Genomic DNA, 25,353 nt, shown 5'->3' on the forward strand with positions numbered 1-25,353 from the left:
TTCTTAGCAGGGATTTGTGTATAAGAGACAGCTCAATTAGAGGCTTTTTTGTATTTTGTATTCGCTTAAGCTTTTGCCATTAAAGTACGTGCAACAGTTCGCATACCTAGCGTTGTAGCACCCGATGCCCACTGAGCACCAGCGCTATTTTGGAATGACGCAGCAAGGTCAATGTGAACCCAACCTTGACCATCATTTGGCACAAAGCGTGATAAGAAGCCTGCAGCATTTGAAGCCCCACCAAATCCACCACCTTTTTGTGCTCGGCTATTAGCAGTATCAGCATATGGAGAAGGACAATTGTTTTGGTGCCATTTCTCCAGAGGAAGTGGCCACGCGGCTTCAAATTCTTCACTCGCAAAATGCTGTACTTCACTTACTAGCTCTTTGTCTAAACCAAATAGAGCATTGTACTCTTGACCAACAGCAACCAAAGCAGCTCCTGTTAGCGTTGCAGCATCAATGATAAGTGGCGCACCTGTCTCACCCGCAGCCATTAGGCCATCAGCCAGTACTAGGCGACCTTCTGCGTCTGTATTCACAATTTCAACGGTCGTACCGTTTTTATAAGTTAAAATATCGCCTAACTTATATGCATGACCAGAAATCAGGTTTTCAGCACAACATAAGAACAACTTAATACGCTTATCAATACCACGTTGAATAGCCAATGACAGACCTGCTGTGACCGTTGCTGCCCCCCCCATATCACACTTCATTGACAGCATGCCTTCACTAGGCTTGATTGAGTAACCACCTGAGTCAAAAGTAATGCCTTTACCTACTAGCGCAGCACTCACCGGTGCGTCTTCATCACCTGTTGGATTGAAGTCAAGCTCTAGCAAAACTGGCGGCCTTTCACTACCTCTACCTACTTCGTGGATACCGATCCACTGATGCTCTAGTAATGCATCGCCCTTAATAATTTGGTAGCTCACATGCTCAGGTGCTAAAGATTGAATAAACTCAGCTGCTTTTCCTGCTAAACTTTCAGGATAGATGTCTTCTGCTGTGCCGTTGATCATCTGACGAGTCCAAATTGCAGCACGCTGCAAAGCGACTAGCTCTTTAAGATCTGATTGCGCGTTATCAACAAAAGTGACAAGGTCAAGTTGCTTTGGACTTACAAAGCCTTGATAAAAGGCCCACTGGGACTCTGTGCACCAAGCTTCACCACTTAGTTCTATCGCAGGGATGCCTTGCTGTGCTAGGCTACGAGCCGCTTTTTGAATATGCTTTAGTGTTTCTTGCTCGGCTAAATGAATTGTTGCACCTTGCTCATCAAATGAAAGCGATGCATTGCTGCCCCAATGTGCAGCAGGAGCTTGTTCACTTAGGCGAACAATAAATTTTTCAGACATATAGGTTTTCACTCTTACGCTTGTAGATTATGGTCAGTGTACACCACCATCACAGCAGTCCCAAAACGAATGCGATTAAACTATGAAATTTTCATCTGAGCTGAAAAGCGCAACCCTGTTAAAACGTTATAAACGATTCTTAGTTGATTTACGTAAAGATAATGGAGACGAATTTACCGTGCACTGTGCAAACACCGGAAAAATGACAGGATGTGCAGATGCTGGATTTAGAGCCTATTACTCAACAAGCGCCAATGCAAAGCGAAAATATCCACACTCGCTGGAAGTGACAGAGGATCAGCAAGGCAATTTAATTTGCGTAAATACAGCAATGGCAAACAAAGTGGCGATTGAAGCCATTGAGCAAAATTTGATACCCGAGTTGTCGGGATATCAAAACATTGCCAGTGAAGTAAAATATGGTCATGAGAACAGTCGAATCGACATTTTATTGAGTTCGGAAGATCAGGTTGATTGCTATGTAGAAATAAAATCAGTCACATTACTAGAAACCAACGGACAAGGCTTTTTCCCAGATGCAGAAACACTTAGAGGACAAAAGCACCTGAGAGAACTTATGCACATTACACAAAGCGGCCAACGTGCGGTTTTGCTTTTTATTGTGATGCATAACGGCATTGAGAAAGTAAAAACCGCAAAGCATATAGATAAAAAATATGCCCAATTATTTACTGAAGCACGACACCAAGGGGTTGAAATATATGCATATAAAGCGCAAGTTACACCTCAAGAAGTGAGCGTGGTTGAGAAACTATCTGTTTTAGACACTTGAAAAAAATAAGTTCACCCTTATATCACTGCCGTTAAAAACTTCATGCCAACGGCTTGTCTTAGAACAGTAAATGAGTCAAAAGTGTTTGCTAAGGGGTGAAGATTTTGCTATTTATAGCCGCCGGCGTTAGCTGGGGTTGTTTATTAAGGATTTAGGAGAATGCTATGCCAGACCAGAAAAAACTAGGGTTATTGGCTCAGGCCGGTTTAGAACCTTACCAAGAAAAGCCGGGCGAAGAATACATGAGCGAGGAGCAGCTAGCTCATTTTAAAAAAATACTAGAAGCGTGGCGTAATGACCTTCGTAACGAAGTTGATCGCACCATGAACCACATGCAAGATGAAGCGGCAAATTTCCCTGATCCTGTAGACCGTGCAGCACAAGAAGAAGAGTTCTCTCTTGAGCTTCGTACTCGTGACCGTGAGCGTAAGCTGATCAAGAAAATAGAAAAAACGTTGCAGCTAATTGAAGAAGACGATTTCGGATTCTGTAACTCTTGCGGTATCGAGATTGGTATTCGTCGCTTAGAAGCGCGACCGACAGCTGACCTTTGTGTTGACTGTAAAACGCTTGCAGAAATTAAAGAAAAGCAGCAGGGTCGAGGTTAATCTGACGCTAAAACCAATTAGCGAAGGTTAAACTTTACCGACGATGCACAGATCGCAAGATAGACTCCCGGAGCATAAACAATCACATGCTCTGGGTTCTTCACTTACCACTTATCGTGGTCGTTTTGCCCCTTCCCCCTCTGGACCGCTTCACTTTGGCTCTCTAGTTGCGGCACTGGCAAGTTACTTAGATGCCAAAGCAAATCAAGGGCAATGGCTAGTGAGGATGGAAGACATTGATACACCAAGAGTCATCTCTGGCGCCGCTGATGCGATTCTTACCACACTGGATTCATATGGCTTACATTGGGATGGTGAGGTAGTTTATCAAAGCCAACGACACAATCTTTATCAAGACATACTTGCCTCACTCATTGGTAAGCAGCATGTATACGCATGTACCTGCACAAGAAAGCAAATTAAAGCGCGTGGTGGGAGTTATGACAATCACTGCCGAGTTGCGAACCATCAATTTGATAGCAATGCGCTACGTCTAAAGCAAAATTATCCAATTTTTGAATTTCAAGATGACTTGCAAGGTCAAGTGCATATCCCCAAGGACATCGCTTGTGAAGATTACATTGTTAAGCGCAGAGATGGGCTTTTCGCCTATCAACTTGTCGTTGTCGTTGATGATCACCAGCAGGGGATCACACATGTTGTGCGCGGCGCCGACTTGTTGGAACCGACGGCAAGGCAACTAAGTTTATTTAAGCAGCTAAACTATACTGCTCCTCATTTTATGCACGTCCCTTTGGCGGTTGCAACGGCAGGTTTTAAATTGTCTAAACAAAACCACGCCCCGGCAATCGACAATAACAAGCCGCTCCCAGCTCTTGTTGCAGCATTAAAATTTTTGGGCTTCAACCTCTCTCATGTGCACTTTGATAATGTGGGCACATTACTCGAATGGGCTGTTTCGCAGTATCACATCTCTTTGCTCCCCAATAACAAGGAAATTCAGGTTATTCAGCAAGACAGCGAACATTATGAATTTACACCACTCTAATTCGACTAAGAAATCACCTTTATTGTGTGCATCTACTGCTCAATGAAGCTAAAAATACGCTCTGAGATCATTGCTTTCTTAAAAATAAACCCAGCCATTTTTTTTTGAAATACCTTATACATAACTTGGATGAAATTTTAATCGCTAATTCACATGGGAAACTTCAATTTAGCCGCATTTGCGTATATTATAGCGAGCCTTATGAATTAGCCTACACTTTACAAAAATAAAGCGATATGTGGCGTTCAATAGTTACAACAAATGGTGCTACGGGTGGGGACTCAGAGTAGTTAGGAGAGTGGTTATTATTTCTAAAATTTTTAAACTGTGCCGACAAATCGTTGGGTCAAAGCAGGACAAGGGAAACGTAGAGGCAAAATTACAGCCTCAAGTTATCCCTCGTAGTGAGCATAATATCTCACGTAAACAATTTAGCCCCAATGCAATCAAAGTATTGTATAGACTCAAAGATGGTGGATATGACGCTTATCTTGTAGGTGGTTGTATTCGGGATATTTTGTTAGGCATTGAGCCAAAAGACTTTGACGTTGTAACGAATGCAACACCTGAAGAAATTAAGCGCCTATTTAGAAACTGTCGTCTTATCGGCCGCCGTTTCAGGCTAGCCCATATCGTGTTTGGCCGAGAGGTCATTGAAGTTGCGACTATGCGTGGGCACCACCTTTCTACTGGCGATGGCGATCCAACCAGCAAAGCAAGCGACCAAGGCCAGTTATTACGTGATAATGTTTACGGTACCATCGAAGAAGATGCACAACGCAGAGATTTTTCAATCAATGCCCTATATTACTCAATCAATGATTTTGGAGTAACGGACTTTGCCGGCGGTATTAATGCAATTAAAGCAAGAAAAATTGAGCTGATAGGTGACCCTGAAACACGCTACAGAGAAGATCCAGTACGGATGCTTCGTGCCGTGCGTTTTGCAACTAAGCTTGATATGGACATTGCGCCTGCGACACTTGCCCCGATTACTGAGCTTTCTCCACTGCTTGGAAATATTCCACCAGCACGGCTTTTTGAAGAAACATTGAAACTGTTTTTAAGTGGAAAAGCTGAAGCAAACTTTTTAATGCTCAGGGAGCTTGGTTTATTTAAAGAGCTGTTTCCGAGTCTTGAAGAGATTTTGTCACAAGAAAGCAGCGAATTTGAACGTCGCTTTGTTCAACAAATGTTTGCCAATACGGATGCGCGAATCAACGGCAATAAAAAAGTGACGCCAGCCTTTATCTACGCAGCATTACTATGGTTCCCATTACGCAATCGCGCATCTCTATTGCAACAACAAGGTATTGCTGAATATGATGCCTTTATGCAAGCAATCAGCCAAGTTCTGAGCGAAAATGCTCAGCGTGTCGCTGTGCCAAAACGTTTCACACTCGGCGCACGAGATATTTGGCATATTCAACAGAGATTGGACAGGCGCAGTGGTCAGCGTGCTTATCGATTAAGCTTACAGCCTAAGTTTAAAGCGTCTTATGACTTTTTATTATTGCGTGTTGAAAGTGGTGAAACAGAGCAGAAAGCGCTTGCTGATTGGTGGACTGAGTATTTGAAACAAGATGTCACAGGTCAGAAGGATATGGTAAAAAATCTCGGTCAAAAAGATCGCCCAAAGCGCCGCCACCGTAGTAAGCCAAGAAGAAAACCTAAACAAGATACATGAATACAGTTTACATAGGGCTTGGGGCAAACTTATATGAGCCTCAAGCACAGTTACAAAAAGCGGTTGAAGCACTGCACAACCACTCTGATATAAAGCACATGGTCGTCTCAAGCCTCTACGCGTCTAAACCGATGGGGCCACAAGACCAGCCAGATTATGTCAATGCGGTTGCTAAGTTCTCAACCATATTAGAGCCAGAACCATTACTAGACCAACTTCAATTGATTGAACAGCAGCATGGTAGAGTAAGAAAAGAAGAAAGGTGGGGCCCTCGTACATTAGACCTGGACATACTGTTGTTTAACAACGCAACAATTACCACCCCAAGGCTAACGGTTCCTCATTATGGCTTATGCGACAGAGAGTTTGTTGTATTTCCAATGTTAGAGCTCACTCCCGAGCTGTGTTTGCCAAATGGCACAGCACTTAAAGACATTGCAACTAACCTTCCACGCAATGGCTTAACAACGCTGCCTATGACACAAAATAAGGAGACATAAAAATGGCAAAAGTTTCGGTATCCACCCTCGCAAAGAAAAAACAACAGGGTGAAAAGATCACAGCTTTGACTGCATACGATGCAAGTTTTGCTAAACTTTTTCATGAAAATGGCGTTGATGTTGTCCTTGTGGGTGACTCTCTTGGAATGGTACTGCAAGGCGGTGACGATACACTTGCTGTAACTACTGACGACATCGCATATCACACACGCAGTGTTCGAGCCGGCAGCAAAGAACTATTTGTCATTGCTGATATGCCATTCATGACTTACTCCACCCCTGCGCAAGCATGTGAAAATGCGGCCCAGTTAATGCGCAATGGCGCAAACATGGTTAAGTTGGAAGGCGGTACATGGCTTGTTGATTCGATTAAACTGCTTACTCAGCAGGGTATTCCGGTATGTGGCCACTTAGGCCTTACACCACAATCTGTACATGTATTCGGCGGCTTTAAAATACAGGGCCGTGAAGAACAACAAGCACAGGAAATGATTGCTGATGCACAAGCACTAGAAGCCGCAGGTGCACAAATGCTAGTCATTGAATGTGTACCTCCTAGCCTAGCAAAACGTATCACAGATGCTGTCGGTATTCCTGTTATCGGCATAGGAGCCGGGAAAGAGGTCGATGGCCAAATTTTAGTAATGCACGATTTAGTCGGTATTTCAGCAGGTTATATTCCCAAGTTTTCAAAGAACTTCTTGGCAGAAACGGGTAATATGCAGGACGCGGTGAAAAAATTCTGTGATGATGTTAAATCAGGTGCATTCCCAGGTAGCGAACACGAGTTTAACTAATGCAATCAATTACTGAAATAAAGTCTCTGCGTAGCCAAATTAAAGCATGGCGGCAACAAGGGCACAGCATCGCATTCGTGCCCACAATGGGAAACCTCCATCAAGGACACTTTTCACTTGTTGAAAAAGCCAAGACGCTCGCTGATAAAGTCGTAGTAAGTATTTTCGTTAATCCAATGCAGTTTGGTCAGAACGAAGATTTAGATAACTATCCGCGAACCTTAGCACAAGATAAACAGGGTCTTGCCGAGCTTGAAACCGACATTGTCTTTACTCCAAGTGTTGAAACTATCTACCCGAATGGATTGGATACACAAAGCTTTGTTGACGTCCCAGATGTATCTGAAGGTTACTGCGGAGGCAGTAGAACAGGCCACTTCAGAGGGGTGGCAACGGTTGTCACTAAGCTATTTAATCTAGTACAGCCTGACTTCGCTTGCTTTGGTGAAAAAGACTATCAGCAACTACAAGTCATCAAGACCATGGTACATGACTTATCAATGCCAATTGAAATCATTGGCGTACCAATACAAAGGGAAGTATCTGGGCTTGCTATGAGCTCTAGAAATGGTTACCTATCTGAACAAGAAAAAGACGTTGCTAAAATACTGTATAAAGTATTAAGTAGTGCTGCGAGCGAACTAAAAGCAGGCATACGTGAATTCAATCAGATTGAACAAGATGCTAAGTCACAGCTGGAAAACGCTGGGCTTAAAACTGATTATTTCTCAATCGCACACCGCAGTACGCTTAAACCAGCATCCAAAGAAGATGACGAATTTGTTATCTTGGCAGCCGCTTTCTTAGGCACTGTCAGGCTCATCGATAACATTCAAGTGACTTAATAAAGTTACCAAAAGTATTGATATGAAGCGCCTTTACTAGGCGCTTTTTTATGCCCTTCCAAGGTTTAATACCTCTGAAATTAAGCGAGTTTTTGATTCGTTGGTACGCTTGTAAATATAAAGTGTGCTAAATTAAATAAAGTATTAAAAATAATTATTAATAAAATTCTCTGAAATCACGCCATAATAGGAACTACTATGAGAACTGCGCTTCCGTTTATATTTGTCACGCTTGCAGCCTGTAGCAATCAAAATAACTCTCCTGAGCTGAATCAGTGCGCCCAACAAAATTACCAATGTGAACAGAATTGTAATTTAAGTTCGACAGAGCAAACGATGACTCGACAGATATGTAGCGGTGAATGCGTAGAAAAATATAACAACTGCAAAGCGCAAGCTGAAGAGCTTTCAAAAATTAGAACGGGCCAGTATTGATATTGTTTGCAGAAAATTAGCTACATAAAAAAGCCGCCCGGTTGGGCGGCTGTATTTATTCATCCTGAGATTATAGAAGACCTAGCTTCTTAAGCTCACGGCTAGCCATTTTGTTTGTCAGTGGCACATAACCGTCTTTTTCTACAATCTTTTGGCCCTCTTTAGATAAAACCATCTTCAAGAATTCAGCTTCGATTGGTGAAAGTGGTTTGTTTGGATGTTTGTTCACATAAACATACAAGAAACGAGACAGCGGGTATTTACCAGTTGCTACATTCTCAAGCGTTGCATCTACGAAGTTGCTACCTTTCTTAGCAAGTGGAACCGTACGTACACCAGATGTCTTGTAACCGATACCTGAGTAGCCAATAGCGTTCACAGAAGAAGAAATTGACTGTACTACAGATGCAGAACCTGGTTGCTCGTTTACGTTGTTTCTGAAGTCACCTTTACAAAGTGCCTTCTTTTTGAAGTAACCGTAAGTACCAGATACTGAGTTACGACCATAAAGCTGGATATCTTTTGCAGCCCAAGGACCGTTAAGACCTACATCACTCCAACGTTCAACTTGCTTATCGCCACCACACTTACGTGTCGAAGAGAAAATAGAGTCAACTTGGTCGATACGAAGGCCTTTAATTGGGTTGTCTTTATGTACGAAAACCGCCAATGCATCAATAGCAACACGTACCTCAGTAGGTTTGTAACCATAACGCTTTTCAAATGCTTCAACTTCTTTCGACTTCATCTTACGGCTCATAGGGCCGAAGTTTGCAGTTGCTTCAGTTAACGCAGGAGGCGCAGTTGAAGAACCAGCAGCTTGAATTTGAATATTTACGTTAGGGTAAATGCGTTTGTACTCTTCAGCCCAAAACGTCATCATGTTTGCAAGTGTATCTGAACCCACAGATGAAAAGTTACCCGAGATTCCGCTGGTTTTGTTGTACTCAGGTAAGTTTTTATCAAGTGCAGAAACTTGTGCAGATACCAATGTTGTTACAGCCACACCCATTGCGGCAACTAAGCTTTTAAATTTCATTGGGGTCACTCCGATTGTTCGTCCCATTTGTTTAACTGGTGCTCATTGTGCGCTCAGTTAATTACAATAAAATTACTCTTAAATGACACTTTTATGACTTTCATTGTATGTCATAAAAATGCGCTTTTCTTTGGGGAAAGAGAACGAAAAACACGAGCCCTCTCCCAATGTGCTTTCAATATCTAAATGAGAGTCATGTCTGCTCAGCACATGCTTTGTAATTGCCAAGCCCAAGCCCGATCCCCCTGTTTTACGACTACGCGCCTTATCTACGCGGTAAAAGCGCTCAGTCAAGCGGTTAATATGTTCAGGTGCAATGCCGTCCCCGTTGTCCTCAACAGAAAACGCAGGACGTTCACCATCTAAATACCATTTAACGATAATTTTGCCATTGGGTTTGGTGTAGTGGATTGCGTTGAACACCAAGTTAGAAAATGCACTTCTCAGTTCATCAATACACCCTTTAATGTCCAATGTTTCATCCACTTCGAAAACTATTTCATGATGCTTGTCTTGATTTAGAGATAACCCCTCTGTACGAATAAGTTTTAGCATATTTGATACATTTACGGCTTTGTCATTTGCTTGATCTCTATCTCCTTCAATGCGCGATAAAGACAACAATTGATTCACCAAACTATCCATACGCTTGCACTGCTCTATCATCGTATTGTGGGCTTTTTGCCACATTGCAGGCGGCGGCATCTGATCGCCTTCCATCATCTCTAAGTAACCTGTCACTACGGTCAGCGGCGTGCGTAGCTCATGAGATACATTGGCAACAAAGTCCTTGCGCATTTGCTCAAGTTTTTTCAGCCTAGAAATATCACGGACTACCATCATTAACTGCTCAGCATAGGGCATGACACGAAACTCAAGTACGCGCTCTCCATTATGGCCACTTTCTAATTCCAGTGGATCCGTAAAATCATGCTCCTGCATATATTTTACAAACTTTGGATCGCGGATCAGGTTATCTAAGCGCTGCCCATGATCCGTAGGCCACTGCAAGCCTAAGATCTTAAGTGCCAATTGATTACACCAAATAATACTCAGATCTTGCTCCATCACGATCACCGCATCAGGCACTGCTTCAGCGCCCTCACGAAAGCGCCTAATCAAAGCGGCTAACTCATTACGTTTTTTACGATTACGATGTTGAAGATGATAGATCCCTTCAAAAATTTGTTCCCAAGCACCAGATCCTTCAGGTGGATTAAAACTACGTTGATTGATCAACCAGTCACTTAACTTGTACAGTTGTTTAAAATGCCAGAACAGCAAAACTGATGCACCCAAAAACAGTAAAACAAAGGGTGCCCCTAGTAATATGCCGATAAGGGTCAAAGGGAGAAAATACAAAAACAGGCGCTTTAATAACGCCTGTTTATCAATCACTCTATACATATAAAATGATCCTAAATATTAAGCGCTAGGATAACGCTACCACAGCGCGTACATTATTGTTTTATACCTTACTTGAGAAACGATAACCAGCACCACGTACTGTTTGTACCAGTCGGTCATGACCTAACGGTGCAATCGCTTTTCTCAAACGTCTAATATGTACGTCTACCGTACGATCTTCAACATACACATTTGTGCCCCACACGTGGTCTAGTAACTGCTCGCGGCTATAAACACGCTCTGGGTGGGTCATGAAGAAGTGTAGTAGTCTAAATTCTGTAGGACCCATTTCTAATTCATTACCCGCTGAAGTTACACGGTGTGAAATAGGGTCAAGTCTTAGGCCATGTACTTCAATCGCTTCTTCCAAAGATGTTGGAGAGACGCGGCGCATTACCGCTTTAATACGAGCCATTAACTCTTTAGGTGAAAAAGGTTTAGTCACATAGTCATCTGCGCCTACTTCTAATCCTTTAACTTTGTCTTCTTCTTCACCACGTGCTGTTAACATGATGATTGGAATTTGACGTGTATATTCGCTTTGTTTGAACTTTTTAGCTATTTGGATACCGCTACCTCCTGGTAACATCCAATCCAGCAGTACCATATCAGGGTATGGTTCTACCATGGCTGCAATTGCCGAATCATAGTCTTCAGCTTCAATTGCTTGAAAGCCATTTTGTTCCAACACAAAGACCAGCATCTCTCTGATCGGTGCTTCGTCATCAACTACTAGTACTCTACGTGACATTCCCATTTATCTCTTACGTTACCGAAGTCGGTTTCATTATTATGACTAAGTATGACAGTTTTATGAAAGACTGCCTGATAAATATCAGGTAAATTAATTTCCCAAGGACACAGTTTCAATAAGTTAGGTTCCTCTTGTCCCTAAACTGTCTTCAATTTGATGCAATTAGCGTCGAATACCTTAGTATTCACAATTCCTTTTTTAGGACAAAAAAATATTCGAATAGTAGAGATCACTATTTTTCTAACTAGGTAAAAGTGGGATCAAATTATTACCTAGTGGATCACTTAGGGATCAGATTTATACTTACTACTCATATAGACTTTGCAGATCAATAGGCTCTAATTCATTGATATGTATGTAGAGGAAAATATTTCTTCCCTTTGAACGTTAGTTGAGCCAGACTTTTTATCTAGATCAGTTGGTATAAAACAGATCCTTTCGAACTAAAGTTAGTAAAAGTACGATCCGTAAGAGTGCAGTAAGTATAATTGCGATCTGATAACTAGATCAGTTAGTAAGATATCGATCCCAACTCGCTTACTTAGTCAAATAGTGATCTCATTCAATTCATCAACGATCTTATCTCGCCTAAAAACTGAAAAGAGGGTCACACATTATCACTCTGTCAGGTAAGTACCGCGCTTAAAATCAATTTTACTTATGCATACAAAAAAGCCCCTTTATAGGGGCTCTTGATATCATTAAGGTGTCAAAAGTCTATTACTTTACTTTTGGTGCCAATTCACCTGAAAGGTATTTCACGTGCATATCATCTAAAGAAATAGGCTTAATATTCGCAGCTTGACCAGCTGTACCAAATGCTTCATAGCGAGCGATACAGATTTCACTCATCGCTTTTGTTGCTTCAGCTAAGTATTTACGTGGATCAAAGTTAGCAGGGTTGTGTGCAAGATGGCGACGAATAGCACCTGTTGCAGCTAATCGCAGATCCGTATCAATGTTTACCTTACGAACACCGTACTTGATCCCTTCTACGATTTGCTCAACCGGCACACCGTAAGTTTCAGGGATCTCACCACCAAACTCATTGATCACTGAAAGCCATTCTTGAGGTACAGATGAAGATCCGTGCATTACTAAGTGCGTATCAGGGATACGTGCATGGATTTCTTTAATACGGTTGATCGCTAAGATGTCACCTGTAGGAGGACGAGTGAACTTATATGCACCATGTGAAGTACCACATGCAATTGCTAGCGCATCTACACCAGTTTTCTTAACAAAGTCAGCAGCTTCTTCAGGGTCTGTCAGTAGCTGATCTTGAGTTAGCTTACCTACAGCACCGATGCCATCTTCTTCACCCGCTTCGCCAGTCTCAAGTGAACCTAAAACACCAAGCTCGCCCTCTACAGAAACACCACACGCATGCGCCATTTCTACAGTGCGACGTGTTACATCAACGTTGTAGTCATATGTCGATGGTGTTTTACCATCATCAAGAAGTGAACCATCCATCATTACTGATGAAAAACCAAGTTGAATTGAACGCTGACATACCGCCGGTGACGTACCATGGTCTTGGTGCATTACAACAGGAATGTGTGGCCATTCTTCAACAGCAGCAAGGATCATATGGCGAATAAAAGGCGCGCCCGCATACTTTCGAGCTCCTGCAGAGCCCTGTACGATCACAGGGCTGTTAGTTCTATCAGCCGCTTCCATGATTGCACGCATTTGCTCTTGGTTATTCACGTTAAAGGCAGGAACGCCGTATCCATTCTCAGCCGCATGATCGAGAAGTTGACGCATACTGATTAAAGCCATATTGCTTTTCTCCAATTTTTGATGGTTTTTCACCATCTATTTGAACGGGATAGATATTTTATGGTTGTTTCCAACCGCTATTTACTAAACAAATGAGTGAGAGTGTGTTTAATAAATAGTTTGAGGCGCAAGCGCCTCATTAAAATTATGCTTTTGCTCTTTGCTCTAGCATGTCAACTGCTGGTAGTTTTTTACCTTCTAAAAACTCTAAGAAAGCACCACCACCCGTTGAAATATATGAAATTTCATCACCGACACCATATTTGTCTATAGCCGCCAGTGTGTCACCACCACCAGCAATTGAAAACGCTTTTGATTTTGCAATTGCATGTGCGATAGCTTCAGTGCCATTGCCAAATTGGTCAAACTCGAATACGCCTACAGGGCCATTCCAAACAACGGTACCTGCTTTTTCAATTATTTTAGCTAGTTCATTTGCCGTATTAGGACCAATGTCAAAAATCATGTCGTCGCTGTGCACTTCGGCAACGTCTTTAATTACAGCAACCGCAGTCTCTGAGAATTCTTTACCTACAACTACATCTGTTGGTACAGGAATGTCGCCGTTGTTAGCTTTCGCAGCAGCACCTAGCTTTTGTGCTTCTGGGATAAGCGCCTCTTCATAAAGAGATTTGCCAACAGGGCTGCCGGAAGCTGCTATGAATGTATTTGCGATGCCACCGCCTGTCACTAGTTGATCAACAACTGTCGACAGAGAGTCCAATACTGTCAGTTTAGTCGAAACTTTAGAACCACCAACAATTGCCACTAATGGACGTGCTGGGTTATCTAACGCTTTGCCAAGTGCATCTAATTCAGCAGCAAGAAGTGGACCTGCACAAGCTACCTCTGCAAATAAACCAACACCATGTGTGGAAGCTTGTGCGCGGTGTGCCGTACCAAATGCATCCATTACGTAAACATCACACAGTGCAGCCAGTTGCTTAGACAGTACTTCGTCGTTTTTCTTCTCACCTTTATTAAAGCGCACATTTTCAAAAACAACCACTTCACCGTCAGCAACTTCTACGCCATCTAGGTAGTCAGTTACTAAGCGTACACTTTGCTCTAGTGCTTCGTTAAGGTAGTCAACAACGGGTTGCAATGAATACTGAGCATCATATTCCCCTTCCGTTGGGCGACCAAGGTGAGACATAACCATTACTTTTGCACCTTTTTCAAGTGCTAACTTAATGGTTGGCAACGATGCTTTAATACGTGCGTCAGACGTTACTTTGCCGTCTTTCACTGGTACGTTTAAATCTTCACGAATAAGCACGCGTTTGCCGTTTAAATCTAAATCCGCCATCTTGATGACTGACATGGACATCTCCTTAAAAGAACGATACTAAAATTATTTGGCATTCATCATTGCCATTGCGGTGTCGAGCATACGGTTTGCAAAACCCCACTCGTTATCACACCAAACTAGAACTTTTACTAAACGCTTGTGGCTCACCCTGGTCTGAGTCCCATCAATAATACTTGAATGAGGATCATGGTTAAAATCCACCGAAACCAGAGGCTCTTTTGTATAATCAAGAATACCTTGAAGCCGCCCTTCAGCGGCCTTTTCTAAAACTTGATTCACCTGCTCTAGCGTTACATCCGAATCCAAAGATACACTTAAGTCCATCGCGGTTACGTTAATCGTCGGAACTCTGACCGCAATTGCTTCAAACCGACCATGAAACTTAGGCAAGATCCGCTCTATACCTCTCGCCAGCTTGGTATCTACTGGGATAATAGATTGGCTCGCAGCTCGAGTACGTCGTAAGTCTTTATGGTAGGCATCGATCACTTGTTGGTCGTGCATAGAAGCATGGATCGTAGTGATTGCACCTGATTCTATCCCAAATGCATCATCCAGTACTTTTATGACAGGAACAATACAGTTAGTTGTACAAGAACCATTTGATACAACGGTGTGTTCAGCAGTTAATTTATCATCGTTAATGCCGTAGACAATTGTTTCATCTACATCAGCATCTGCTGGGTGAGAAAATAAAACTTTTTTTGCACCCGCAGATATGTGTGCAGCGGCATGCTGACGCGAGTGATAAACACCTGTACATTCCAGTACAACGTCCACTTCTAATGCATGCCAAGGTAAATGACTCGGGTCGGGTTCGTTAAAAATCTGGATCTGCTGCCCGGCAACTTCTAAGTATGGTTTATTTAGTTTTACAGGAAAGGCAAAACGCCCATGAGAGGTATCGTATTTCATCAAGTGCGCAATCCCTTCGGGATCAGCGAGCTCATTGATTGCTACGATTTGAATTTCATTGTGACGCCCTGATTCATAAAGGGCTCGGACAATATTGCGACCTATGCGACCAAAACCATTGATTGCCAGTTTGATTGTCATTAATTAGAAGACCCGTTTCTAAATGCAAAAAGGAGTTGTTGACGCTCCCTTATATAAGATGGCGCTATTGTAATCGACCTTGAACAAATGTGTAAGGGATATGCAAAAATTTTTCTCTGATATAAGGTGAGCGACTATAAATCTCGTACCAACTGCATACCTACATCAACGCACTCAATTTAATGTGCTTCTCTGCGTCTAAATGGTTTACTTGGGCGAGCAATAACTCGGCAGTCGCAAGCGAGTCACTTAACGCATTGTGGTTTTGGTAATCTGGTAATCCATATCGACGCCGACAAGCAGGTAATCGCAATTGGTCCTGCCCGACTTCTTGACGCTGCCTGAGCAATCTCGATTTTTCAATTTTTAGTGTATCTAGCATATGGACGGGGCGTATTTCTAAGCCAAAGTTGTGAAAGTACTTGTGTATAAATGACCAATCGAGTTGGGTATTGTGACAAACTAATACTTTGCCTTTTAATACCACAGCTAGAGTGTTCATAATCACTTCAAGGCTAGCCCCTCGTTTTAGCTGCTCCTCATCTATTCCATGATACACTGGGCTTTGTGCTAAACTTTGTACATCGGCATTGAACATATATCGTGATTCAGATAAGACTATTTTGCCACGCTTGATAATCACCCAAGCAGCTGAAACAATCTCATGTAGCATTGGGTTTAAACCAGTAAGCTCTAAATCCAAAACCACTAACTCACTTTCCAGCCAACGTTGTCCAGCGGCCCGGTGACCAAAGAACCATGGTAATTTCCATTTCATAAAACTATAAACTTCCTCTTGCGAACTTAAAAACACACGCCTGCTGCGCTTGTTTAATGAGATGAAAAGCCTCTTTTAGCTGATGTCGTTCTAGAGAACTTAGTGTCTCAGGGTTGATACAGTTAGCAGGCAATTTCTGCTCTGTAATCTGACTTTTCAGGCGTAACTGAGTTAAAAACCGCCAACAGTCGCGAAGATTATAAATATCACTGGTACTCAAAATAGTATGATTTTTCAAGGCTTTTAAACGCATCTGAGTATTAGCATGCTTGATACCGCACTTTAAAGCGTACACTCTTACTAAATCGTTAATGATGGCGATACCGCGGGTCTTTAAATCTAGATACTTGCTCTTATCTTTACTACGTTGCAACTTAAACTGCTGAAATAAACCAATGGGTACACTATTGGTACTAATGTCCGTTGCCATAGCTGCAAAAAACAGCTCTTGCTTGCTTATCTCGTTCATTTGAGCATTAAAGCTTTGATACAGTGCGTGGTCACCACTAATATAACGGCGGTCAAAGAATATTTTACAATTCAGCATCGCTTGAGGTGTGGGTGAAGTGATCCAGTGATGAAACCGCGCTGTCCACTCATCAACCGTGCCTCTGCATTGCTCGTTACTTGCCATGATATTGCCAGGGCACGCTCGTATGCCGCATTCGACTAAGTGGCTTGTTACAAACTCTCCCAAAGAAGCAAAGTAAACGCGTTCGGCAGGCTTTATTTCATTGGAAAAAATGAGCCCATTGTCCTGATCAGAGTCTAGAGTTTGCTCTTCTCGTGCTTGCGAGCCAAAGCATATCCAACTAAATGGACAAGGTGCTTTGCCATGTTGTTTTACAAATAATTCCGTGAGTCTGCTCATCAGTGCATCAGTTAAGCCACTCAATAAGGTACCGACAAAAGAGAAGTCTTCCACTGTATTTGAAAAGCTGCGCAGAAGCACCGGTATTTCTTTAGCTAAAAGCTTTAACTCTTGAGTGCTACTCGCCTTATATAATTGACCGATTAACTGCACTGGGTCGCTATTTTGCAGTCTCAGCAGATCTGTACTGGTTACCATTCCCAGCGGTATTCGTGCCTCATTCAATACTGGGAGGTGATGAATATTGTGTTTTAACATTAGATGTAGAGCAGAAAACACTCGATTGTTTTCAAAAATGAACTTCGGCTCCGGCGTCATGATGGATGACACAGGCATCAAAGGGTCAAGCCCACTAGCTAATACCCGATTGCGCAGATCTCTATCCGTCACAACCCCCTTTAAGCGCCCATCTTCTGTGACCATCACAGATGATACACCTTCAACTTGCATGACTTTTGCGGCTTCTACAATCGTAGCCAAGGGCTCTATTACAACAGCCGATTTAGTCATCAACTTTGAGATTTTTCGCTCTGACCATCCTTTACTACGTTCTTGATAATGGCTGGATAGCAAACGCTTTTTATGCGCCCTTACAAAGTGTTGTTCAAGTACTTTGTATTCATGTCTTAAAAAATCGAAGCCAGCTTGGGGCAGCATGAGTATGAGACCGGGACTTTGTACTTCAAGTCGGTTTTGAATTTCCTCTCCGGTAAGTAGAGAGGGATAGCCAAAATAGTCGCCTTTAGATAGACGTGTCACCACCTCTTTAGACGCATCCACTAAATCAAAAATACCTGTCCTTACAAGATACAAGTACCTTTCTTCACCCTGCAACGCATCACTTTGATTATGCACGGTGAGATATACTACTTCCGTATGATTTACAAAATAGTGCGCGCAGGCACTGGGTAACTCATTAAAGGGCGACTGCTTTGAAACAAAGCTCAAAACATCTTGAAGTTCTGCGGTCATTCCTGTTTCGGTCATTTTTCCATCGCCTTAAAGCACAATAGCCCAGCTATAAAACTGGGCTATTTATTGTCGTTTGAGTATTAATGTGCGTGAGCTGCGCTAGACCCTTTAGGATTACGGATCCCATCAACCATACGCTTCACTTCTTCTGGTGTTTCAGCGGTTAACTTCATCACCACTGCCGCCACAACAAAGTTAACGACCATACCAACAATACCAATGCCTTCAGGCGAAATACCAAACAACCAGTTAGCAGGCCCATTAAGCTCAGGGCTGATAAACTTGAAGTAAATAATGTACGCCGCCGTAAAGCCGATACCTGAAATCATACCTGATATCGCGCCTTCCTTATTCATGCGTTTGGAGAAGATCCCCATAATAATCGCAGGAAAGAAGCTTGCCGCAGCCAAACCAAACGCAAAGGCGACTACTGATGCGACAAACCCGGGAGGATTTATACCAAAGTAGGCAGAGATACCAATCGCTACCATCGCCGCTAACCTCGCAGCCATTAGCTCTTGTTTATCACTGATGTCAGGTTTGAGTGTACGTTTAAGCAGATCATGAGAAATGGAGGTAGAAATTACCAGCAGTAACCCGGCCGTTGTTGATAACGCCGCCGCAATGCCACCAGCAGCAACCAATGCGATAACCCATGCAGGTAAATCCGCAATTTCTGGGTTTGCTAATACCATAATGTCACGGTCAATCTTCACTTCGTTGGCACTCGCTGGGTCATCAACTTTACCGGCAGAGTAAAACATTTTGCCATCGCCATTTTTATCGTTGAAGGTAATTAGCCCTGTTCTCTCCCAATTTTTCACCCATTGAGGCGCTTCAGTATACGCGGTTCCGCTACCGTCTTTGCCATTGATTGTATCTATCATATTTACCCGTGCGAAAGACGCAACTGCTGGAGCTGTCGTATATACAATGGCGATAAACACCAATGTCCAAGCCGCTGAAATACGAGTATCTTTCACTTTTGGAACAGTAAAGAAACGTACAATCACATGAGGCAGACCCGCTGTACCGACCATCAATGCAGCGGTGATAGCGAACACATCGATCATACTTTTGGAGCCCTCTGTGTATTGGGCAAATCCAAGTTCGGCACTGAGGCCATCGAGCTTGTCGAGCACGTACGTTCCCGAGCCATCAGCCAGTGTTGCGCCAAACCCAGTTTGCGGCAGCAAATGGCCAGTCATCATCATAGAGATAAAAATAGCAGGTACGAGATAAGCAAATACCAACACACAATACTGTGCTACTTGGGTATATGTAATCCCTTTCATTCCACCAAGTACAGCATAGAAGAATACAATCACCATACCAATGTATACACCGGTTTCGATGTCTACTTCCAAGAAGCGTGAAAATACCACGCCAACACCACGCATTTGACCAGCAATATAAGTAAAGCAGATGAAAATTGCGCACAGAATAGCCACAACGCGAGCAACCTGAGAATAGTAACGATCGCCGATAAAATCTGGTACGGTAAACTTACCAAATTTACGAAGGTACGGTGCTAAGCACAAAGCGAGTAGCACGTAACCACCAGTCCACCCCAACAGGTAAACACCACCATCGTAACCAGCAAATGAAATAATCCCCGCCATCGAAATAAAAGATGCAGCACTCATCCAATCAGCTGCGGTTGCCATACCATTGGCAAGTGGCGGAACACCGCCACCTGCAACATAGAATTCATTAGTTGAACCTGCACGCGCCCAAATTGCGATGCCGATATAAAGGGCAAAACTCAACCCTACGATTAAAAATGTAAACGATTGAACATCCATCATGTCGCTCCTTATTCATCTACGCCATATTTTTTATCAAGCGCATCCATTTTTGATACGTAGACAAAAATCAAAGCAACAAACGTGTAAATTGCACCTTGTTGGGAAAACCAAAAGCCCAACTTAAATCCAAAAAAACGTATTTCGTTTAAAATATCTACCAGTAAAATGCCAAAACCAAATGACACTACAAACCAAACTGTCAGCAATTTAAACATCAAGGCTAGATTTTCTGACCAATATGCTTTTGCTTGTTCTTCACTTTTAAAGGCCATTATTGACTCCCCCTTTAACTCATTCGAATCGAATGTGTTGGTATTAATTGACCTTTTGACTGTAGCAACGGCTTTGAATTATTGAATTGAGACCTTAGTCGTAAGCACATGTTTACGTTTACGTAAACTGACAAACCTGCGAACTTGAATAACTTTAATAGATAATAAAATCAACAAGTTAAAAAAATCAACATGGTTAATTACGCACTTAGTTAACAATCCATACGGTATAAGACATTAGTCTAAATAGCACAACAAACTGATAATAGTGCTTATAAATCAGTTTATTATATTCTCACTTCGAGTTAACTGGCTTATCGAAACTAAGCCAGATATGATTAACCTGCGTCAACGTGACAGATTTAATAATGTAATCAAAAACATCGATTAGGATATAAGATGACTGCCGCCCTCATATTCGTTGCTCTAAGCTATATTGGATTGCTATTTTGGCTCGCAAACTGGGGCGATAAACACACTCCTTTGGCGCAAAAAATCAGTCATCACCCATTTGTCTACGCACTAGCACTGGGGATTTATTGTACTTCTTGGACTTACTATGGCTCAGTCGGCACTGCCGCTGCCAGCAGTTGGCATTTCTTTCCCATTTTATTAGGTCCAGCACTGCTGTTTATATTCGGTCATGGCTTTTTACGTAAGTTGATCCTCGTTAGTAAAAAACAAAACATCACTACTATCTCTGACTTTATTAGCGCCCGTTATGGTAAGCGCCAAACCACAGCTATTATGGTGACATTAATTGCCTTATTAGCAACAATCCCTTACATCGCCCTACAATTAAAAGCACTAGCCAATAGTTTCGAATTGCTGCGTAACAATGATGATATCTCGGGTTCGACTTTGGCACTCACTGGGACGCTAATGATGGCGTTATTCGCCATTTTCTTTGGCGCTAGAAAAGTAGATGTAACCGAATATAGATCTGGGTTAATGCTAGCCGTGGCTTTTGAGTCATTAATCAAGTTATTGGCCTTAGTTGCCGTTGCTTATATATCTTTGCAAGCATTATTATCACAGCCAAGTACAGAAGTAATCTGGTCACATTGGCAAGGATTCGACTTTTCTGACTTCAACTTTATCGGTCAAACTTTGATGGCCGCCGCGGCCATTATCTGTTTGCCCAGACAATTCCACGTTACTGTCGTCGACAACCAAAATAGCACTCACTTAAATACAGCAAGGTGGGCTTTCCCACTTTATTTAATGCTGATTGCACTGATGATCATCCCAATTGCCAGTGCCGCTATTCACCCTCAAATAGGTCAACAAATTGCAGCAGACAGCTTTGTCCTTGCTTTGCCGCTAAATCTCGAATATCCCGTGATTTCAACCTTTGTCTTTATCGGTGGCTTATCAGCTGCTACAGCCATGATAGTTGTCGCTACACTTACACTCAGTACCATGTTGTCCAACGATATTGTTTTGCCATTACTACTGAAAAGGCGCTTCAAAAAGAGCTTAATAACCAACAATTACAAATCACAAATACTGTTAGTGCGACGTTTTATTATCGCGGCAATTCTACTGCTAGCCTACTTGTACCAACAATGGGCGGGACACGGTACCGCACTGGCGAGTATGGGCTTAGTCGCTTTCTCCTTGGTAACTCAATTGCTTCCAGCGATAGTTGGCGGCCTGTACTGGCGAAAAGGCCATGCTTATGGTGTGTATGCTGGACTAACCGCGGGGCTCATTTGTTGGGCGTTGTTTTTACTACAGCCAATCATCACTACACCTGAGCTGCTAGATTATCAGACTCAGCAATCGATTGTGACACGCGGTACCTTATTGGCGCTTCTGGCAAACATAAGCTGTTACATCAGCTTTTCACTGGGAGCATACGAGCGTTTAATTGATAAGTTACAGGCCACAGCGTTCGTCAAACCAAAGGAGCAGGCTGCTCTTGCGAAAAAGCTCAATAAAGAAGTAAAAGCGACGGTTTATGATTTTAAAGTCTTGCTACAGACCTTCCTTGGTATCCAACGCAGTCAACAGCTGCTCGGGCACTATGCGCTCAATGAAGACATTGATGACAATAACGCCTCTCCCACTGCCGATTTTATTAATTTTTGTGAACGGGCACTTACAGGTGTACTAGGCGCATCCTCCGCACAGGCATTAATTCATGCGGTATCATCGGGAAAGCAAATGGCATTCGAAGAGGTCGTTACTTTTTTTGATGAAACAACCCAAGCATTACAATTCAACCAAAACCTTTTGTTCACCTCTTTAGAAAACTTGAGTCACGGAATTTCTGTAGTCGACAAAGACTTAAAACTTGTCGCTTGGAACAAGCGATATCATGAAATGTTTGAATATCCCAAGGGCTACTTGCAAGTTGGTCAAGACATTGAAGAAATCATCCGCTACAACGCGCAGCGTGGTGAATGTGGCCCAGGTACGCTTGAAAAGTTAGTAGAGAAGCGCGTGCAGCACCTCAAAAACGGGACACCACACCACTATATTCGTCATAGGGAAAATGGGCAGGTATTTGAAATGACAGGAAACCCCCTACCTGGCGGTGGGTTTGTCACGAGTTTTTCGGATATCACGATGCATATGGCTACACAAAATGCATTGGAAGAAATTAACATGGACTTAGAGAATCGTATTGAGGCCAGAATGCTAGAGATCAGAGCAATAAATCAGGATCTTAAAGCTCAGATAGCAACCAGAGAACAAATCGAGCAGGACCTAGTCGCGGCCAAAAAAGAAGCGGAGCGAGCCAATGAAAGTAAAACACGATTTTTGGCACTCGCCAGCCATGATATTTTACAGCCGCTGAATGCTGCAAGACTTTATCTCGGCGCAATCGAAGAAAAGAATTTACCAGAAACCGAACAAAGCAATCTACACAAGCTTGGCGATAGTTTAGACTCCACCGTCCATTTAATGTCATCATTGTTAGATATTGCTAAATTAGAACAAGGGGCAATGAAGCCTACTCCTCGCCATTTTAAAATCAGCGATATTCTGGCACCACTTGAAAATGAATACGCAATCATCTGCCAAGAGAAAGGCTTAAAACTCAGAGTGAGAAACTGTGCGTTCACAGTACATAGCGACATCACTTACCTGCGCCGAGTAGTGCAAAACCTGGTCTCGAATGCGGTGAAATACACCGATTATGGCAGCGTATTAATTGCCTGTAGAAAACGCGCTCACAGTTTACGCATTGAAGTATGGGATACCGGACCGGGGATCACCGTTCACGAGCAACAAAAAATCTTTAATGACTTTTACCGCATTGAGGCGGGTGATAATAGAGGAGTCGGTTTAGGGCTTGGCGTGGTTAAGCGGTTGTGCGATTTAATGAGTATTCCACTGACTATGAAATCAATTCCTAAAAAGGGTAGCCGCTTTTGCATTGACGTGCCGCTGGGTGATCACAGCCAAATTGTTGCACCAACCAAAGTGAATCATACTGACAGCAAACGTAAACTTAAAATTATAGCCATTGATGATGACCCTAATAACTTATCGGCCATGTCTAGTCTATTAAATAAGTGGCAATTACAGCATGAGTTGTTTAGCCAAGTAGATGCAACGATTCAATATGCAAAGGACAATAAAGCCCCTGATTTGCTGCTTGTTGACTATCAACTAGACTCGCACTGTGACGGCATTACCTTAATTAAAACATTGCGAGAAATATGGCAAAGCGACATCTCAGCGGTATTGATCACAGCCGTACGAGATCAATCTCTCAAAGCTGAAACCAAAGATAATCACATACACTATTTAACTAAGCCGCTTAAGCCCGCTAAGCTGAAAGCCATTTTGAATCACTCTAGATAAAAGAAGTTACAACGCCAACTTAATTTGGTCTCGACCGGCAGCCTTAGCTTGATAAACTGCTTGATCAGCAGCTTTGAGCGACTTGCTAAACGGCATATTTAAATTGACATCTGCAACACCAATACTCACTGTAAAGGTGATGTCTTGCCCTTCGTAAGGTACTTTAAGCGCAGCCGCTTCTTCTTTCAGGCGCTGCGCAACATTCATTGCCAATGTCACTTCCGTTTCGGGGAGTAAAATAATAAACTCTTCACCACCTAACCTACACACACAATCTTCCGCTCGCACAAGGTTAGTACAACAGTTTGAAAAGCGCTTAAGCACTTCATCACCACCATCGTGGCCATATTTATCATTGATCCCTTTAAATCTATCTAAATCGATCATTAACAAGCTTAATGGTCTATCCGCTCGTTGATGACGGCTCATTTCACTTTTGGCGTAATCCATTAAATAACGGCGATTCTTCAAGCCCGTTAATACGTCTTGAAAAGCCATTTCGGTTAGTTGCTGTTGCATTTGCCACAGCTCATGAACCAACAAACGACGGCTACAACAATCTGCAATAAGCTCCGCTGCTACAACCTCCCAAGAGAGCCAATCACGTGGTTCAAAACAACCTTCACAACATACTACACCAATTGCTAAGCCATTTTGGAAAATTGCTGTATCAAGTAACGCCGCGATTTGTTGCGGCTTTAAATAACCTTCAGTGAATTCGCTTGTACGTGATTCGGTTAACGCATCTCTTGCAGAAATGGTCTCACCACTTACAATAGTACGGAAATAGGTTGGATAGTCAGTAATTTGAAGTTCAGGGAGTGGTCCTGAAACTAAACCGTCCCAATCGGTATTTGCATAATTTATTAACCTAGTAGGGTTTGTTGCATCATCAAACAGCCATACAGAAACACGGCTAACATCTAATAAAGCTTTACCTTCTAAAATAATATCAGCAAGAAACTGTTGGTGACCAACGGACACGTCAACTTCTTTGGATAATACCCGTCGAAGCCTCTGCGTTACATGCGTTAATTCATTATGTCTATGGTTAGACAAACCATCATTTTCTCTACTGTCTACAGCCAATTTTCTCACCCAAATACGTCAAGTATTGCACTTGTTTCCAAGTTAGATCATAACTTACCAGCTACAGTCGGTGTTGAGCGCGGCTTCGCTCTACTTCACCCACTCGACTCTTTCCATACTTGGATATAACAACTAAGCTACTGCTTTGAATAATAATACGCCGATAAGATAAAAAATCACCATTTTTATCCTATTAGAGGAACTTATTCCTAGAATAATTACCACAGGTCAACCTTTGCTATAGATAGTGGTAATTAAATTGTATGCATATCAAAACTAGGTAGTTGATTTATGAATTGAAAAAACACTTAAAAGGGGAAAATAGTAACGAAGTAGTGTTTAAAAAGAAGTCGTTA

The 25,353-nt window shown here is 42.5% G+C and carries 21 protein-coding genes; 9 read left to right on the forward strand and 12 right to left on the reverse strand.

The genetic code is table 11. The features are described from left to right. Positions 1–65: 65 nt before the first annotated feature. The gene (gene pepB, locus N482_RS08865) at positions 66–1,361 is read right to left on the reverse strand and encodes an aminopeptidase PepB (RefSeq protein ID WP_063376696.1); all 1,296 of its coding nucleotides are present in this window, start codon (positions 1,359–1,361) and stop codon (positions 66–68) included. A gap of 82 nt (positions 1,362–1,443) precedes the next feature. Here pepB and sfsA point away from each other — a divergent pair, with 82 nt between their 5' ends. The 8 genes from sfsA (at position 1,444) to N482_RS08905 (ending at position 8,035) form a co-directional block, all read left to right on the forward strand. After that, positions 1,444–2,154 (forward strand): DNA/RNA nuclease SfsA, encoded by a 711-nt coding sequence (gene sfsA, locus N482_RS08870; protein WP_063376697.1) that lies wholly within the window; start codon positions 1,444–1,446, stop codon positions 2,152–2,154. 164 nt (positions 2,155–2,318) lie between these two features. Continuing rightward, on the forward strand, positions 2,319–2,762 hold the full coding sequence (gene dksA / locus N482_RS08875; RefSeq protein ID WP_063376698.1) for an RNA polymerase-binding protein DksA: 444 nt from the start codon (positions 2,319–2,321) through the stop codon (positions 2,760–2,762). Between the two features lie 43 nt (positions 2,763–2,805). Then, on the forward strand, positions 2,806–3,771 hold the full coding sequence (gluQRS, locus tag N482_RS08880) for a tRNA glutamyl-Q(34) synthetase GluQRS (RefSeq protein ID WP_081227847.1): 966 nt from the start codon (positions 2,806–2,808) through the stop codon (positions 3,769–3,771). A 337-nt stretch (positions 3,772–4,108) separates the two neighbouring features. Next, a complete protein-coding gene (gene pcnB, locus N482_RS08885; protein ID WP_081227849.1) occupies positions 4,109–5,458 on the forward strand; it encodes a polynucleotide adenylyltransferase PcnB in 1,350 nt (449 codons plus the stop codon). Further along, the gene (gene folK, locus N482_RS08890; RefSeq protein ID WP_063376699.1) at positions 5,455–5,958 is read left to right on the forward strand and encodes a 2-amino-4-hydroxy-6-hydroxymethyldihydropteridine diphosphokinase; all 504 of its coding nucleotides are present in this window, start codon (positions 5,455–5,457) and stop codon (positions 5,956–5,958) included. The genes pcnB and folK overlap by 4 nt, the downstream gene beginning before the upstream one ends. Positions 5,959–5,960: 2 nt before the next feature. Beyond that, positions 5,961–6,755: a 3-methyl-2-oxobutanoate hydroxymethyltransferase gene (gene panB, locus N482_RS08895; RefSeq protein WP_063376700.1), complete on the forward strand. Its 795-nt coding sequence runs from the start codon at positions 5,961–5,963 to the stop codon at positions 6,753–6,755. Continuing rightward, positions 6,755–7,600, forward strand: coding sequence for a pantoate--beta-alanine ligase (gene panC, locus N482_RS08900; RefSeq protein WP_063376701.1), 846 nt, complete (start codon positions 6,755–6,757; stop codon positions 7,598–7,600). Before panB ends, panC begins: the two co-directional genes overlap by 1 nt. 198 nt (positions 7,601–7,798) lie before the next feature. Further along, a complete protein-coding gene (locus tag N482_RS08905) occupies positions 7,799–8,035 on the forward strand; it encodes a hypothetical protein (RefSeq protein ID WP_063376702.1) in 237 nt (78 codons plus the stop codon). A 70-nt stretch (positions 8,036–8,105) separates the two neighbouring features. On the opposite strand, the gene N482_RS08910 is transcribed toward N482_RS08905, so the two are convergent. The 10 genes from N482_RS08910 to N482_RS08955 form a co-directional block, all read right to left on the reverse strand. Then, complete coding sequence (locus N482_RS08910) at positions 8,106–9,074, reverse strand: PstS family phosphate ABC transporter substrate-binding protein (RefSeq protein ID WP_063376703.1); 969 nt, start codon at positions 9,072–9,074, stop codon at positions 8,106–8,108. 78 nt (positions 9,075–9,152) lie between these two features. Beyond that, complete coding sequence (phoR, locus tag N482_RS08915; protein WP_063376704.1) at positions 9,153–10,481, reverse strand: phosphate regulon sensor histidine kinase PhoR; 1,329 nt, start codon at positions 10,479–10,481, stop codon at positions 9,153–9,155. Positions 10,482–10,542: 61 nt separating this feature from the next. After that, positions 10,543–11,232, reverse strand: coding sequence for a phosphate regulon transcriptional regulator PhoB (gene phoB, locus N482_RS08920; RefSeq protein ID WP_023399796.1), 690 nt, complete (start codon positions 11,230–11,232; stop codon positions 10,543–10,545). A gap of 723 nt (positions 11,233–11,955) precedes the next feature. Continuing rightward, on the reverse strand, positions 11,956–13,020 hold the full coding sequence (fba, locus tag N482_RS08925; protein WP_063376716.1) for a class II fructose-bisphosphate aldolase: 1,065 nt from the start codon (positions 13,018–13,020) through the stop codon (positions 11,956–11,958). Positions 13,021–13,165: 145 nt separating this feature from the next. Next, a complete protein-coding gene (locus tag N482_RS08930; RefSeq protein WP_063376705.1) occupies positions 13,166–14,344 on the reverse strand; it encodes a phosphoglycerate kinase in 1,179 nt (392 codons plus the stop codon). A gap of 30 nt (positions 14,345–14,374) precedes the next feature. Further along, positions 14,375–15,388 (reverse strand): erythrose-4-phosphate dehydrogenase, encoded by a 1,014-nt coding sequence (epd, locus tag N482_RS08935; protein ID WP_063376706.1) that lies wholly within the window; start codon positions 15,386–15,388, stop codon positions 14,375–14,377. Between the two features lie 160 nt (positions 15,389–15,548). Next, positions 15,549–16,166 carry a 3'-5' exonuclease gene (locus tag N482_RS08940; protein WP_063376707.1) on the reverse strand — a complete coding sequence of 206 codons (618 nt, stop codon included), beginning with the start codon at positions 16,164–16,166 and terminating at the stop codon, positions 15,549–15,551. A gap of 4 nt (positions 16,167–16,170) precedes the next feature. Continuing rightward, positions 16,171–18,009, reverse strand: coding sequence for a DUF294 nucleotidyltransferase-like domain-containing protein (locus tag N482_RS08945; RefSeq protein WP_063376717.1), 1,839 nt, complete (start codon positions 18,007–18,009; stop codon positions 16,171–16,173). A gap of 80 nt (positions 18,010–18,089) precedes the next feature. After that, a complete protein-coding gene (locus tag N482_RS08950) occupies positions 18,090–19,814 on the reverse strand; it encodes a sodium:solute symporter family protein (RefSeq protein ID WP_063376708.1) in 1,725 nt (574 codons plus the stop codon). Between the two features lie 11 nt (positions 19,815–19,825). After that, positions 19,826–20,089: a DUF4212 domain-containing protein gene (locus tag N482_RS08955; RefSeq protein ID WP_063376709.1), complete on the reverse strand. Its 264-nt coding sequence runs from the start codon at positions 20,087–20,089 to the stop codon at positions 19,826–19,828. Positions 20,090–20,488: 399 nt separating this feature from the next. Between N482_RS08955 and N482_RS08960 the strand changes: the two genes are divergently transcribed. Next, the gene (locus N482_RS08960; protein WP_063376710.1) at positions 20,489–23,908 is read left to right on the forward strand and encodes a PAS-domain containing protein; all 3,420 of its coding nucleotides are present in this window, start codon (positions 20,489–20,491) and stop codon (positions 23,906–23,908) included. 6 nt (positions 23,909–23,914) lie between these two features. Here N482_RS08960 and N482_RS08965 read toward each other — a convergent pair whose 3' ends face one another. Beyond that, positions 23,915–24,997: a sensor domain-containing diguanylate cyclase gene (locus N482_RS08965; RefSeq protein WP_231100822.1), complete on the reverse strand. Its 1,083-nt coding sequence runs from the start codon at positions 24,995–24,997 to the stop codon at positions 23,915–23,917. Positions 24,998–25,353 lie beyond the last annotated feature (356 nt).

This window comes from Pseudoalteromonas luteoviolacea NCIMB 1942, assembly GCF_001625595.1.
GTDB lineage: Bacteria > Pseudomonadota > Gammaproteobacteria > Enterobacterales > Alteromonadaceae > Pseudoalteromonas > Pseudoalteromonas luteoviolacea_A.

Excerpts from the sequence above, each read along its gene's own strand:
- pepB (WP_063376696.1), bottom strand. The coding sequence starts at position 1,361 with ATGTCTGAAAAATTTATTGTTCGCCTAAGTGAACAAGCTCCTGCTGCA.
- sfsA (WP_063376697.1), top strand. The coding sequence starts at position 1,444 with ATGAAATTTTCATCTGAGCTGAAAAGCGCAACCCTGTTAAAACGTTAT.
- dksA (WP_063376698.1), top strand. The coding sequence starts at position 2,319 with ATGCCAGACCAGAAAAAACTAGGGTTATTGGCTCAGGCCGGTTTAGAA.
- gluQRS (WP_081227847.1), top strand. The coding sequence starts at position 2,806 with ATGCACAGATCGCAAGATAGACTCCCGGAGCATAAACAATCACATGCT.
- folK (WP_063376699.1), top strand. The coding sequence starts at position 5,455 with ATGAATACAGTTTACATAGGGCTTGGGGCAAACTTATATGAGCCTCAA.
- panB (WP_063376700.1), top strand. The coding sequence starts at position 5,961 with ATGGCAAAAGTTTCGGTATCCACCCTCGCAAAGAAAAAACAACAGGGT.
- panC (WP_063376701.1), top strand. The coding sequence starts at position 6,755 with ATGCAATCAATTACTGAAATAAAGTCTCTGCGTAGCCAAATTAAAGCA.
- N482_RS08905 (WP_063376702.1), top strand. The coding sequence starts at position 7,799 with ATGAGAACTGCGCTTCCGTTTATATTTGTCACGCTTGCAGCCTGTAGC.
- N482_RS08910 (WP_063376703.1), bottom strand. The coding sequence starts at position 9,074 with ATGAAATTTAAAAGCTTAGTTGCCGCAATGGGTGTGGCTGTAACAACA.
- phoR (WP_063376704.1), bottom strand. The coding sequence starts at position 10,481 with ATGTATAGAGTGATTGATAAACAGGCGTTATTAAAGCGCCTGTTTTTG.
- phoB (WP_023399796.1), bottom strand. The coding sequence starts at position 11,232 with ATGTCACGTAGAGTACTAGTAGTTGATGACGAAGCACCGATCAGAGAG.
- fba (WP_063376716.1), bottom strand. The coding sequence starts at position 13,020 with ATGGCTTTAATCAGTATGCGTCAACTTCTCGATCATGCGGCTGAGAAT.
- N482_RS08930 (WP_063376705.1), bottom strand. The coding sequence starts at position 14,344 with ATGTCAGTCATCAAGATGGCGGATTTAGATTTAAACGGCAAACGCGTG.
- epd (WP_063376706.1), bottom strand. The coding sequence starts at position 15,388 with ATGACAATCAAACTGGCAATCAATGGTTTTGGTCGCATAGGTCGCAAT.
- N482_RS08940 (WP_063376707.1), bottom strand. The coding sequence starts at position 16,166 with ATGAAATGGAAATTACCATGGTTCTTTGGTCACCGGGCCGCTGGACAA.
- N482_RS08945 (WP_063376717.1), bottom strand. The coding sequence starts at position 18,009 with ATGACCGCAGAACTTCAAGATGTTTTGAGCTTTGTTTCAAAGCAGTCG.
- N482_RS08950 (WP_063376708.1), bottom strand. The coding sequence starts at position 19,814 with ATGGATGTTCAATCGTTTACATTTTTAATCGTAGGGTTGAGTTTTGCC.
- N482_RS08955 (WP_063376709.1), bottom strand. The coding sequence starts at position 20,089 with ATGGCCTTTAAAAGTGAAGAACAAGCAAAAGCATATTGGTCAGAAAAT.
- N482_RS08960 (WP_063376710.1), top strand. The coding sequence starts at position 20,489 with ATGACTGCCGCCCTCATATTCGTTGCTCTAAGCTATATTGGATTGCTA.